Source organism: Flintibacter porci (genome assembly GCF_041925195.1).
GTDB classification, from domain to species: domain Bacteria; phylum Bacillota; class Clostridia; order Oscillospirales; family Oscillospiraceae; genus Lawsonibacter; species Lawsonibacter porci.
Genome location: NZ_JBHEVB010000007.1, coordinates 165,385 through 178,799 on the forward strand (window position 1 = coordinate 165,385; position 13,415 = coordinate 178,799).

General features: G+C 60.5%; 11 protein-coding genes and 1 riboswitch. Of the genes, 10 read left to right on the plus strand and 1 reads right to left on the minus strand.

Annotated features, from left to right (window positions below):
* Positions 1 to 117: 117 nt before the first annotated feature.
* Positions 118 to 756, minus strand: a complete 639-nt coding sequence (locus ACEVJL_RS09770; RefSeq protein ID WP_302667682.1) for a Crp/Fnr family transcriptional regulator — start codon at positions 754 to 756, stop codon at positions 118 to 120.
* A gap of 113 nt (positions 757 to 869) precedes the next feature.
* On the opposite strand from ACEVJL_RS09770, the gene leuC reads away from it, so the two are divergent.
* From leuC to rfbB, 10 genes are all read left to right on the plus strand, one after another.
* Entirely contained in the window at positions 870 to 2,132 is a 1,263-nt protein-coding gene (leuC, locus tag ACEVJL_RS09775) for a 3-isopropylmalate dehydratase large subunit (protein WP_374737691.1), read from the plus strand.
* A 158-nt stretch (positions 2,133 to 2,290) separates the two neighbouring features.
* Complete coding sequence (locus ACEVJL_RS09780; RefSeq protein WP_008980666.1) at positions 2,291 to 2,776, plus strand: 3-isopropylmalate dehydratase small subunit; 486 nt, start codon at positions 2,291 to 2,293, stop codon at positions 2,774 to 2,776.
* Complete coding sequence (leuB, locus tag ACEVJL_RS09785; protein ID WP_008980667.1) at positions 2,773 to 3,849, plus strand: 3-isopropylmalate dehydrogenase; 1,077 nt, start codon at positions 2,773 to 2,775, stop codon at positions 3,847 to 3,849. Before ACEVJL_RS09780 ends, leuB begins: the two co-directional genes overlap by 4 nt.
* A gap of 288 nt (positions 3,850 to 4,137) precedes the next feature.
* Entirely contained in the window at positions 4,138 to 5,337 is a 1,200-nt protein-coding gene (locus ACEVJL_RS09790) for a pyridoxal phosphate-dependent aminotransferase (protein WP_374737692.1), read from the plus strand.
* 170 nt (positions 5,338 to 5,507) lie between these two features.
* Positions 5,508 to 6,005: an amidase domain-containing protein gene (locus ACEVJL_RS09795; protein ID WP_374737693.1), complete on the plus strand. Its 498-nt coding sequence runs from the start codon at positions 5,508 to 5,510 to the stop codon at positions 6,003 to 6,005.
* 95 nt (positions 6,006 to 6,100) lie between these two features.
* Positions 6,101 to 8,875: an FAD-dependent oxidoreductase gene (locus ACEVJL_RS09800; RefSeq protein ID WP_374737694.1), complete on the plus strand. Its 2,775-nt coding sequence runs from the start codon at positions 6,101 to 6,103 to the stop codon at positions 8,873 to 8,875.
* 96 nt (positions 8,876 to 8,971) lie between these two features.
* Positions 8,972 to 9,166, plus strand: a riboswitch (cobalamin riboswitch).
* A gap of 150 nt (positions 9,167 to 9,316) precedes the next feature.
* Entirely contained in the window at positions 9,317 to 10,354 is a 1,038-nt protein-coding gene (locus ACEVJL_RS09805) for an ABC transporter substrate-binding protein (protein ID WP_374737696.1), read from the plus strand.
* Positions 10,351 to 11,400: a FecCD family ABC transporter permease gene (locus ACEVJL_RS09810; RefSeq protein WP_374737697.1), complete on the plus strand. Its 1,050-nt coding sequence runs from the start codon at positions 10,351 to 10,353 to the stop codon at positions 11,398 to 11,400. The genes ACEVJL_RS09805 and ACEVJL_RS09810 overlap by 4 nt, the downstream gene beginning before the upstream one ends.
* Positions 11,400 to 12,161 (plus strand): ABC transporter ATP-binding protein, encoded by a 762-nt coding sequence (locus tag ACEVJL_RS09815; RefSeq protein WP_374737744.1) that lies wholly within the window; start codon positions 11,400 to 11,402, stop codon positions 12,159 to 12,161. Before ACEVJL_RS09810 ends, ACEVJL_RS09815 begins: the two co-directional genes overlap by 1 nt.
* A 73-nt stretch (positions 12,162 to 12,234) precedes the next feature.
* On the plus strand, positions 12,235 to 13,218 hold the full coding sequence (gene rfbB / locus ACEVJL_RS09820; RefSeq protein WP_374737698.1) for a dTDP-glucose 4,6-dehydratase: 984 nt from the start codon (positions 12,235 to 12,237) through the stop codon (positions 13,216 to 13,218).
* Positions 13,219 to 13,415: the final 197 nt, after the last annotated feature.

Sequence of the window (13,415 nt, forward strand, 5' to 3'; positions counted from 1 at the left end):
ATCGTTAGAATAGCATTGACAAGGATCCTTGTCAATAGGGAAAAATCAATTTTTTCAAACAAGAAAAAGCCCATGCCTTTCCTTGCGAAAGGCATGGGCAGAAAGGCAGGGGAGAGTTCACTCGCACAGCGCCTCCAGGCCGGGACGGTCCAAAATCTGCACCGAACGGTAGCCCAGGGAAATGAGCCCCTCCCGGGCAAGCTGATTGAGGATGCGGCTGACGGTCACCCGGCTCACCGAGATGGTGGCGGCGATCTCCTCCTGGGGACAGGATACCTGGCCGTTTCCGTCGGCGTTGACGGTGAGAAACCGGGCCACCCGCCACCGGGCGGGCCGGAAAGCCATCTGGTCCACTTGGTCGGAGAGGAGCCGCACGGTGCGGGCCAGATACTTCATCATGGCCAGGGCCAGCTCCGGATGGGCAGCAAACTCCCGGCTCAGCAGCTCCCGGTCGATGGGTACCAGCTCGCAGGGGGTCATGGCCACGGCGGAGGACACCCGGGGCAGCTCGTCAAAGAAGGAGGCCTCCCCGAATAGACTTCCCTCCTGATACAGGTTCAGCACCCGCTCGCCCCCGTCGGGGGATTGGATAAAGCTTTTCACCTGGCCGGATTTTAAATAGTAGAAGCAGGTGGCTGCCGTGTTCTGTAAATAAATGAGGTAGCCCGCCGGGCACCGGATGGCCCACCGCTGCTGGGCAAAGGGCCGCCAGATGTCCGGCGGCAGGTTCAATTCCATGTGGTGGAGCTGGTCCATCGAGGAGATCCCTCCCAAAACATTTTTTCAGATTGTAACATGGTTTACATTCTTTTGGCAAGAGCTCTGCTAGGATAACAGGGAAAGAACATTCCTGAAGGAGGAAGTTACATATGGGTATGACAATGACGCAGAAAATCCTGGCCAAGCACGCCGGGCTGGACCACGTGGAGGTTGGCCAGCTCATCGAGGCCAAGGTGGACATGGTCCTGGGCAACGACATCACCACTCCCGTGGCCATCACCGAGTTTGAGAAGGCCAGCTTCAGCCAGGTCTTTGATAAGGACAAGATCTCCATCGTCCTGGACCACTACACCCCCTGTAAGGACATCAAGTCCGCTGAGCTGTGCCTGAAGGCCCGCAACTTTGCCCACAAGCACAGCATCACCAATTTCTTTGACGTGGGCCAGATGGGCGTGGAGCACGCCCTGCTCCCCGAAAAGGGCCTGTGCGCTCCCGGCGAGATCATTGTGGGCGCTGACTCCCACACCTGCACCTACGGCGCTTTGGGCGCCTTCTCCACCGGCATCGGCTCCACCGACATGGCCGCCGCCATGGCCACCGGCCTTCTGTGGTTCAAGGTGCCCGCCGCCATTAAGGTGACCTTGAAGGGCAAGCTCCAGCCCATGGTCTCCGGTAAAGATGTGATCCTCCACCTGATCGGCGAGATCGGCGTGGACGGAGCCCTCTATCAGTCCCTGGAGTTTGCCGGGGAGGGCGTTTCCTCTCTCTCCATGGACGACCGCTTCACCATCTCCAACATGGCCATCGAGGCCGGCGGTAAGAACGGCATCTTCCCTGTGGATGAGAAGACCATGGAGTACATCAGCGGTCGGGTGAACCGCCCTTGCGAGGCCTTCGAGGCCGACGCCGATGCGGAGTATGTCCGCGAGGTGGTCATCGACCTGGACAAGCTGGAGCCCACCGTGGCTATGCCTCACCTGCCTGAGAACACCAAGGTGGTTTCTGAGGTGGCTGGTCTGCCCATCAACCAGGTGGTTATCGGCTCCTGCACCAACGGCCGCATCAGCGATCTGCGCGCCGCCGCTGCGGTGATGAAGGGCAAGAAGGTGGCCGACAACGTGCGCTGCATTGTCATCCCCGCCACCCAGGAGATCGTCCTCCAGGCGATGAAAGAAGGACTGATTGAGACCTTCATCGAGGCTGGCGCCGCCGTCTCCACCCCCACCTGCGGTCCCTGCCTGGGCGGACACATGGGCGTGATGGCCGAAGGGGAGCGCACCGTCTCCACCACCAACCGCAACTTCGTAGGCCGCATGGGCCATGTCACCTCCGAGGTCATTCTGGCCTCTCCCGCTGTGGCTGCCGCCTCCGCCATTGCCGGCTGTGTCGCCGACCCCCGCACGCTTTCTTGAAAGAAAGCTTAGCAAAGAACTTTGCGCGAAACTTCGTTTCGCCTCTGGGGTTTTCGGAAGGGGAGAGGAGGACAGAAAGATTCTTCGTTTTTCGGTTGGTTTCCTTTTTCATTCCGTTCCCCAAACTCCTACATTGATTTAGAAAGGATTGAGACCTGATGAAGGTTTATAAATACGGCGCCAACGTGGATACTGACGTCATCATCCCCGCCCGCCACTTGAACGACCCCTCTCCCGCCGCCCTGGCCTCCCACTGCATGGAGGACATCGACGCCGACTTTGCTTCCACCGTCCAGCCCGGCGATATCATCGTGGCCGGTCCCAACTTCGGCTGCGGCTCCTCCCGTGAGCACGCCCCTCTGGCCATCAAGTCCTGCGGCGTGAAGTGCGTCATTGCCCCCTCTTTCGCCCGTATCTTCTACCGCAACGCCATCAACATCGGCTTCCCCATCGTGGAGTGCGCCCAGGCCGCCGAGGAGATCCAGCCCGGCGACCAGGTAGACGTAGACTTTACCACCGGTGTGATTACCGACCAGACCACCGGTAAGACTTATCAGGCCGCGCCCTTCCCCGAGTTCATCAAGGGCATCATTGAAAGCGGCGGCCTGCTCAATTCTTTGAAGGCCCGGGGGGTGGCGAAATGAATTACAAAATCGCTCTCATCCGCGGCGACGGCATCGGCCCCGAAGTAGTGGGGGAGGCCGTCAAGGTTCTGGAGCAGGTGGGCAAGAAGTTCGGCCACACCTTTACCTACACCGACGTGCTCATGGGCGGCTGCGCCATTGACGCGGTGGGCAAGAGCTACCCCGACGGCACCGCCGAGGCCTGCAAGGCCTGCGACGCCGTTTTGCTGGGTGCGGTGGGCGGTCCCAAGTGGGGCCACTCTACCGATCCCGAGAAGCGCCCGGAGACCGCTCTGCTCTCCATCCGGAAGGATCTGGGCCTCTACGCCAACCTGCGTCCTGCCGCTCTCCGTCCTGCTCTGGCCGACGCCTGCCCTCTGAAGAAGGAGACCGCCGACAAGGGCATTGACCTGATGATGGTCCGGGAACTCACCGGCGGCATCTACTTTGGCCAGAAGGAGCGCTACCAGACGGAGGACCGGGGAGAGGAGGCCTCCGACCGCATGGCCTACTCCGAGAAGGAGATCGAGCGCATTGGCCGCCGTGCCTTTGAGCTGGCCCGCCTCCGCCGCAAGAAGGTCGCCTCCGTGGACAAGGCCAACGTGCTGGAGACCAGCCGCCTGTGGCGGCAAGTGATGCACCGTCTGGCCGAGGAGTATTCCGACGTGGAGTACGAGGATGTGCTGGTAGACAACGCCGCCATGCAGCTGGTCCGGGACCCCAGCCAGTTTGATGTGGTGGTCACCGAGAACATGTTCGGCGACATTCTCTCCGACGAGGCCTCCATGATCACCGGCTCCATCGGCCTGCTGCCCTCTGCCTCCATTGGCGACACCGCCCCCGGCCTCTACGAGCCCATCCACGGCTCCGCCCCCGACATCGCCGGGCAGGACAAGGCCAACCCCATCGCCACCATTCTCTCCGTGGCCATGATGCTTCGCTACTCCTTCCACCTGGCCGACGAGGCCAACGCCGTGGAGCAGGCTGTAGACGCTGTCCTGGCCGAGGGCTACCGCACCGCCGACATTGCCAAGGCAGGGGAGAAGGCCATCGGCACTTTGGAGATGGGCCGTCTCATCTGTGAGCGCATCTGATATTGCCTTTGTTTCAAGCGGGCTCCGGCTTTCACCGGAGCTCGCTTTTTGCATATTGTCCAAAGGAGAGATGCAAAACTTTTGAAATTTTACGAGAATGGGCTTGCATTTTTGAAAGCAGAAGCATATAATGTTTTTTGCTGTGACAAAGGAATGAAGTGCAAGGTTTTAGAACAGCGCCCAAATATTGCAAGCCTCTCCGTTTTGCAGTTTTCCATGCAGCGGAACAGGTAAATTGCATTATTATGAAGGAATTCTTGCAAATATAACGATACGGAGGCGTTTCCTATGAAAGAGTTGTCCCGGATTGCACTGGCCATCGAGCCTTCTGCCACCATGGCCATTGACTCCATGTTCAAGCAGATGAAGGCTGACGGTTTGGATGTCATCGGCTTTGGTGCCGGTGAGCCTGATTTCCCCACTCCCGATTACATTAAGGAGGTTGGTATCCAGGCCATCCAGAATAACGACACCAAGTATACGCCTTCTGTGGGCACTGTGGCCCTGCGCAAGGCCATCTGCCAGCGTCTGAAGGAGGACTGCGGCGTGGAGTACACTCCCGCTGAGGTGGCTGTCTCCAACGGCGCCAAGCCCTGCGTCTATGTGGCTCTGCGCGCTCTGGTGAACCCCGGCGACGAGGTCATCCTGCCTGCTCCTTACTGGGTCAGCTACATTGAGCTCATCCGCATGGTGGGCGGCGTGCCCGTGGTGGTGGAGGCGACCGAGGCTGAGCACTTCAAGATCACTCCTGAGAAGCTCTCCGCTGCCATCACCCCCAAGACCAAGTGCATGATCCTCAACAACCCCTCCAACCCCACCGGCATGATGTACAGCCGCAAGGAGCTGGAGGAGATCGCCAAGGTCTGTGTGGAGAAGGACATCTATGTCATCTCCGACGAGATCTACTACCGCTTGGCCTATGACAACGAGGAGTTTTTCAGCTTCGCCGCTCTGGGCGAGGATGTGAAGGCCCGCACCCTGCTGGTCAACGGCGTGTCCAAGTCCTATGCCATGACCGGCTGGCGTATCGGCTACGTGGCCGCTCCCGCCGCCATCTCCAAGGTGATCGGCAACTATCTGGGCCACTGCACCGGTTCCCCCAGCTCCATCTCTCAGGCCGCTGCCGCCGAGGCTCTCTCCGCCTCTCAGGAGACCGTGGAGAAGATGCGTGAGGCCTTTGAGGAGCGCCGCAACTACATGGTGGAGCGCATGAACCAGATCGAGGGCGTCTCCTGCATCAAGCCCGAGGGTGCCTTCTATGTCATGATGAACATCAGCAAGATCTTCGGCAAGGAGCTCTTCGGCCACGTCATCAAGGACGCCGACGACTTCGGCAACATGTTCCTGAAGTACGGCAAGGTGGCCGTGGTGCCCGGCACCAGCTTTGGCGCCCCTGAGTTCATCCGCTGGTCCTACGCCACCTCCATGGAGAACATCAAGGCCGGCCTGGACCGTCTGGAGTGCTTCCTCTCCGGCAAGGAGGTTTGATCTACTTTTCTTGAAAGAAAAGTAGACAAAAGAACTTTATGGGAAACTTCGTTTCCCCTCTAAGCCCGTTATAAAGCATCACGTGGGAGTGACATTCTTCGTCGCTCCCACGTTTTTTATTGTCACGGAATGGGCGGGCCGCATAGGATAGGCGGAAAGGGGAGAGGACCATGCCGCTCATACCATACGACCGGGACGCGGCGGTGCGCTACGCCCACCGCTGGGCCTTCAGCCGAAATCCACGATTTTATAATTTTGATGAATTGGGGGGCGACTGCACCAACTTCGCCTCCCAGTGCCTCTACGCAGGGGCGCCCTTTATGAATTACACCCCGGATTTGGGCTGGTACTACATTGGCCCAAACAACAAAGCTCCCGCCTGGACGGGAGTGCCCTATTTTTATAATTTTTTGATCCGCAAGCAGGAAAACCGGGGACCGGTGGGGGTGTCCGCCTCCATAGAGGACCTTCTGCCCGGCGATTTTGTCCAGCTCCGCTTTGCTGGGGATGAGTTTGGACACACCCCGGTTGTGGTAGAGGTGGGTTTCCCCGCCACGTTGGAGAACGTGTTAGTGGCCGCCCACAGTCAGGACTCCGACTTCCGGCCGCTCAGCACATATGAGTTTCAGGAGATCCGATTTATTCATATTTTGGGCAGCCGAAAATAATTCGCGTTATTGATTAAAAAAGCATTGGCGGCAGGAGCAAAATAGGATACAATACAGGTAAGCCCCAAATAAACTAACACAAAGGAGAATTGCACATGGGTATTCTGGAACTCAAGCCCGGTTTTTATTTTACCGGCGCCCTGGATCACGACCTGCGGGTGTTTGACATCATCATGTACACCGAGTACGGCACCACCTACAATTCCTACGTGCTGAAAACCGCCAACCATACCGTCCTTTTTGAGACGGCTAAGGCCAAATGCCTGGACAGCTGGCTGGAGAAGGTGGGCTCCATCACCCCCATCGACCAGGTGGACTATCTGGTGGTCAGCCACACCGAGCCCGACCACAGCGGCAGCGTGGAGCGCCTGCTGGAGCTCAACCCCCGGCTGAAGATCGTGGCCACCGGCTGCGCCATCAACTTTTTGAAAGAGATCGTCAATCGGGATTTCTACTCCATCGCCATCAAGGACGGCCAGACTCTGGAGCTGGACGACAAGACTCTGGAGTTCATGGTGGTTCCCAACCTCCACTGGCCCGACACCATGTACACCTATATCCGGCAGGACAAGGTGCTGGTCACCTGCGACTCCTTCGGTTCCCACTACGCCTGCGACGGTATCCTGGCCAGCGCCGTTACCGACCAGGAGGGCTACTGGAAGGCCACCAAGTATTACTACGACTGCATCATCGGTCCCTTCAAGAGCTTTATGCTGGACGCTTTGAAGCGGGTGCGCCCCCTGGAGCTGGAGATGATCTGCCCCGGCCACGGCCCGGTGCTGGATACGGGAATTCCCCACATGCTGGACACCTACGAGCAGTGGTCCACCGTCATCAATCCCAACCCCCGGCCCACCGTCATTATTCCCTATGTCAGTGCCTACGGCTACACCGGCCAGCTGGCCCAGTCCATTGCCCAAGGTATCACGGACAAGGGCGGCATCGACGTGCGCCTGTATGACATGGTGGAGGCCGACGCCGGCAAAGTGGCTGAGGAGCTCCTCTACGCCGACGGTTTCCTGCTGGGCACCCCCACCATCGTGGGTGAGGCCCTCAAGCCCATCTGGGACCTGACCACCGGCATGTTTGCTGGCACCCACGGGGGCAAGGTGGCCTCCGCCTTCGGCAGCTACGGCTGGAGCGGCGAAGGCGTGCCCCACATCATGGAGCGCCTCAAGCAGCTCAAGCTCAAGACCCTGGAGGGCTTCCGGGTGCGCTTCAAGCCCAGCGAGGACCAGCTCAAACAGGCCCGGGAATATGGCATGGAATTTGCCCAGTCTGTGCTGGACAACCTCCATCCCATCCAGCGCGCTCCCAAGGGAAAGGTGCGCTGCGACGTGTGCGGCGCGGTGTTTGACGCCGACGCGGAGGCCTGTCCCGTCTGTAAGGTTGGCCCCGAGCACTTTGTCCCCCTCACCGGGGAGGAGAAGACCCCCAAGGAGGAGCTGGTGCGGTGCAAAGTGTGCGGCGCGGTGTTCGAGTCGGACAAGGAGCGCTGCCCGGTGTGCGGCGTCGGCCCCGAGTATTACGTGCCCGTGAAGAAGGAGGAGAAGAAGGGCTCCGGCACCCGCAAGCTGGTCAAGTGCCTGGTGTGCGGCGAAATTTTCGACTCCTCTCTGGACACCTGCCCGGTGTGCGGCGTGGGCCGGGACAAGTTTGTGGAGGTAGAGGTGGAGGAGACCGCCTTCCGCAACGACACTCAGAACACCTACGTCATCCTGGGCAACGGCTGCGCCGGCGTCAGCGCCGCCCAGGCCATCCGGGAGCGGGACAAGACGGGCCGCATCCTGCTCATCTCCAACGAAGGCCCCGCCTACCAGCGGCCCATGCTGACCAAGGCCATGCTCTCCGGCCTCACCGCCGACCAGATGGCTCTGCATCCCGCCGGGTGGTATGAGGCCCAGAACATCGTCCAGATCCTGGAGCGCCAGGTGGTGGCGGTGGACACCCAGAACAAGCAGGTGGAGCTGGACGGCGGCTTCAAGCTGCCCTACACCAAGCTCATCTTCGCCCTGGGCAGCGAGTGCTTCATCCCGCCCATCCCCGGCCACGACAAGCAGGGCGTGGTAGCCATCCGCCGTCTCAGCGACGTGGAGAAGATCCAGGCCATGGGCAATGCCCTCAAGCAGGCTGTGGTCATCGGCGGCGGCGTGCTGGGACTGGAGGCCGCCTGGGAGCTGCGCAAGGCGGGCATTGAGGTGACCGTCCTGGAGCTGGCTCCCAAGCTGATGGGCCGTCAGCTGGACGATCAGGCCGCGGCGCTGCTGCTGGACGCCTGCGGAAAGTCTCAGGTCCGGGTGGAGACCGGCGTGCAGATCCAGTCCATCCAGGGGGGCGAGGCTGTCACCGGCGTGGAACTGGGCAGCGGCGAGATCATCCCCGCCCAGCTGGTGGTGGTGTCTGCCGGCGTGCGTGCCAACACCGCCATCGCTCAGAGCGCCGGTATTGAGATCGACCGGGCCATTGTGGTCAACGAGCGCATGGAGACCAACCTGCCCGGCGTGTACGCCTGCGGTGACTGCGCCCAGTATCAGGGCGTCAACTACGCCCTGTGGCCTGAGGCCCAGGAGCAGGGCAAGACGGCGGGCGCCTGCGCCGCCGGAGAGCTGGCGGCCTACCAGCCCATCGCCCCGGTGCTGGCCTTCCACGGTATGGGCACCGAGCTGTTCTCCCTGGGAGACCCCGGCAAGCAGCCCGGCGTGGAGTACAAGACGGTGGAGGTCCGCGACGAGGCCCGGAATACCCTGGAACGGTACTACTTCACCGCCGGCAAGCTGTGCGGCGTGATTCTGGCGGGTGACCTCTCCAAGATGGCAGACATGATGGCCGCCATCGACGAGAAGCGCTCCTTTGCCGAGTTCTTCGCCTAAATCATCACCTCTTTCCCGGCTGGGCATCCGCTCAGCCGGGAATTTTTTCTTCTTCCATTGACATAGACTCGGATGTGCTGATAAGATAGAGCGTACACAAAAATCAGCCCCTTCAGTGCCCAGCCTCGCCGCTGGGGTAAAAGGAAATCGGGTGCAAGTCCCGAGCGATCCGGTCACTGTAAGCGGGGAGTCCGCCGCAAGGTGCCATTGTCCGGCCAACAAGGCCGGGTGAGAAGGCGCGGCGGGCGCCGATCCGCAAGCCAGGAAGCCTGCTGAGGGAGCCATGGTGGGTATCTTCCGCAGAAAGTAGCCCCATCTGGATTTTTGGGCGGTTTGTTGCGCCCATTTTTCCGATGCCTGCTTTCCCTGGAAAGCAGGCATTTCTGTTTTCCTAGAGGCAGGACATCTCGATGCGCAAGATACAAAAAGAAAGGAGATCGTATGAATACCTGGAAACGCCCCCTGTCCGCGCTGCTGGCCCTGTCGCTGGCTCTCACTCTGTCCGCATGCAGCGGACAACCCATGTTGGATACTTCCGGCTCCCAAAGCACATCCTCTGCTGTCTCGGACAACTCCGATGGCTACTATCCCGTCACTATCACCAATTACAACTACGCCGGGGAAGAGGTAAGCTACACCTACAACCAAGCCCCCCAGCGGGTGCTGGCCGTCTATCAAGGCTGCATCGAGACCATGATCGCCCTGGGGCTGGAGGACCACGTCATTGCCAGCTACGGCCTGGACAACGAGGTAAAGCCGGAGTGGCAGGATGGATTCTCCAAAATGCACTACGATGACTCCGTTTTTGCCCCGGATAAAGAGACTGTCACTTTGATGGAACCCGATTTTATCTTCTCCTGGGGCTCCTACTTTGGAGACAAAAAGCTGGGAGACGTGGATGCCTGGAATGAGAAGGGTGTGGGGACCTATATGAACTCCAACACCGTTCCCGGAGGCACCCGCACCCTGGAAAACGAGTACACCGACATTCTGAACATCGGAAAGATCTTCCACGTGGAGGACAAGGCCCAGGCTCTGGTGGACGAGATGAAGGCTCAGGTAGCTGACACTCTGTCCGTAGTACAGGGACAGGAACCGGTACGCGTGGCGGTGGTGGAGCCCATCAGCGGCAGCATCACCAACTATGGCGCCAAGTCCCTGGCGGGGGACATGGTGACCGCCCTGGGCGGGGAGCTGGCCATGCCCCAGGCCGACTCCATCAGCAAGGAGGACCTGGTGGCCGCCGACCCGGAGGTCATCTTTGTGGTGTACATGGCCTACTCCGGCGACGATCCGGAAAGCGTGAAGCGTGAGCAGCTGTCCCTCATTCAGGATGACCCCGCCCTCCAGAGCCTGCAGGCGGTCAAGAACGGTAACGTCCATCTCATTATGCTGGGCGACATGTACGCCAGCGGTCCCCGGACTCTGGACGGCCTGAAGACCCTGGCCCAAGGCATGTACCCGGAGCTGAGCCTGTGAGTCGGAACGGAAAAGCACGCCTGGCCCTGGTGATCCTAGCCGCCGCCCTCATCTTATCCCTGGGACTGGCGGTGAGCGTGGGTTCCATGGCCATCCCTATGGGAGACGTGTACCGGGTTATGGCCTACGAGCTCTTTGGCCTGGGAGACGGCAGTCAATGGGGCAGCGGAGGGGTCCACGATGTGGTGTGGCTCATCCGCCTGCCCCGGCTGGTACTGGCGGCGGCCACCGGGGCTGGCCTAGGCCTGTGCGGCGCGGTGATGCAGGCCATGGTCCAGAACACCATGGCCGACCCCTACATCCTGGGCGTGTCCTCCGGCGCCTATCTGGGAGCCGCCCTGGCACTGACGGCTGGTGCGGGCACCGCCCTGGGCGGCAATGCCATGGGGTTATTTGGCGCAGTGGGGGCCTTTCTGGCCGCTGCGGCGGTACTCCTGCTGTCCCGGCTGGGAGGGCGCTCCACGCCAATAAAACTGCTGCTGTCCGGCGTAGCTCTCAGCGCAGTGTGCTCCGCCCTGGGTAACTTCTGTATTGTGCTGGAAAACGACGACCACGCCGCTGCCGCCCTGGTGCAGTGGACCATGGGGGGCATGGGGGCAGCCAACTGGCCGGGCAACGCCATCGCCTGCGGTGTGGTGGTGTCGGGCGGGCTGTTCTTCTGGAGCCAGTACCGCACCCTGAATCTGATGCTGCTGGGGGACGACTGCGCCGGTACCCTGGGGGTAGAGCTGGCCGGGCGGCGGCTCATATACCTGCTGGTGGTGGCCGCCATGGTGGGCGTGCTGGTCTACCAGGCGGGGATGGTGGGCTTTGTTGGTCTCATCATTCCCCATGGGGTGCGGCTGCTCTTCGGCAGCGACCACCGCACCCTGCTGCCTCTGGCGGGACTGACTGGGGCTGTCTTTCTGGTGTGGATGGATGTGCTGTGCCGGTTGGTGCTGCCGGGCAATGAAATTCCCATCGGTATCCTCACCGCCCTGGTGGGCGCACCGGTATTTCTGGCTCTGCTGGCCCGGCGGCGGTACGGATTTGGAGGTGAGGTGTGATGGACCTGCTGGCCCAAGACCTGCAAGTTACCCTGGAGGGAAACCACATTCTGAATGGAGTAACCCTGGAGGCCAGGGCAGGGGAGCTGGTGGGGGTCATCGGCCCCAACGGCAGCGGCAAAAGCACCCTCTTAAAATGCCTCTACCGTCAACTGGCCCCTCAGGGGGGCGCGGTGTATCTCAATGGCCGGGATTTAACCAGGGAGAGCCGCCGGGAGAGCGCCAAGAAAATTGGAGTCGTGGCCCAGCACAACGACAAGGGCTTTGACTTTACCGTTCTTGACATGGTTCTTTTAGGCCGTTCTCCCCATAAAAAAGCCCTGGAACGGGACAACCCAGCAGACTACGCCATCGCCCATCAGGCACTGCAGGAGGTGGGGATGGATGCGCTGGCAAACCGCTCCATGGTCACCCTCTCCGGCGGAGAGCGCCAGCGGGTCATTTTGGCCCGTGCCTTGGCCCAGCAGACCCCTGTCCTCATTCTGGACGAGCCCACCAACCACCTGGATGTGCAGTACCAGCTCCAGCTCATGGAGCTTGTAAAGGGAGTAAGCTGTACCGTTGTTGTCGCCCTCCACGACCTGAATTTAGCCGCTATGTACTGCCAGCGGCTCTATCTGCTGGACGAGGGTAGAGTAGTGGCCCAAGGTACCCCGGAGCAGGTACTTACCCCGGAGCGTATAAGCGCGGTGTACGGCGTACGAGCGGAGGTAGTGTCCGCTTCTGACGGACATCTAAGGGTGTTGTTTTACCCTCGGTGAAGAAAAATTTCTCCTTGCCAGAACCGCCCTGTTGGGGTATGGTTAGGACAGAAAACCACGGGGAGGGACACACATGACGCTGCTGGTTACCGGCGGAGCCGGATTCATCGGGAGCAACTTCATCTTCTATTGGCTCAAACACCACCCGGAGGACCAGGTAGTCTGTCTGGATAAGCTGACCTATGCGGGAAACCTGGCTACCCTGGTCCCGGTGATGGACCATCCCAGCTTTCGCTTTGTGCGGGGAGATATCTGCGACCGGGCAGCGGTGAAACGACTCTTTGAGGAGGAACAGCCCCAGGCAGTGATCAACTTCGCCGCCGAGAGCCATGTGGACCGTTCCATCCAAGCCCCGGAGGTCTTTTTACAGACCAACGTGCTGGGCACCCAGGTACTGCTGGACGCCTGCTGCGCCCACGGCGGGGTGCGCTTTCATCAGGTGTCTACCGACGAGGTCTACGGCGACCTGCCCCTGGACCGCCCCGACCTGCTCTTTACCGAGGAGAGCCCCTTGCGGCCCAGCAGCCCATACAGTGCCTCCAAGGCAGGGTCCGACCTGCTGGCACTGGCCTATTTCCGTACCTACGGCCTGCCCGTGACGGTGAGCCGCTGCTCCAACAATTACGGTCCCTACCAGTTCCCGGAAAAGCTCATTCCACGGATGATCGTCCGAGCGCTGGCCGGAAAAACCTTGCCGGTGTACGGCAGGGGAGAGAACGTGCGGGACTGGCTCCACGTGGACGACCACTGTACCGCCCTGGATGCGATCCTCCAACGCGGTGTGGCTGGAGAGGTCTACAACATCGGAGGCCGCAGCGAGCGCACCAACCTGGAGATCGTAGGCCTCATCTGCCGCAGGCTGGATGTACCCCCGGAGCAGGTAGTCCATGTGGCCGACCGGAAGGGCCACGACAAGCGCTACGCCATCGACAGCGGAAAGCTGTCCTCCCAGCTGGGCTGGCAGCCTCAGGTGTCCTTTGACCAGGGGATGGATGAGACCATCAACTGGTATCTGGACCACCGCTACTGGTGGGCGCCCCTGGCGGAGGATGTATGAAAAAAGACATTCCGATAAAAAATTTCTCGCTGTTGACAAACAAATCTTTTTGTGCTAAGATGCAGAAAATTTAATTTACTAAACCGTTGAAGCGGAGATAACGGCAGGATATGCCTTTCCAGAGAGTCCGGGGTGCTGCGAGCCGGGCAAGAAACAGCCTGTCAAATGGACCGCTGAGGGTGCAGGGAAATGTGAGG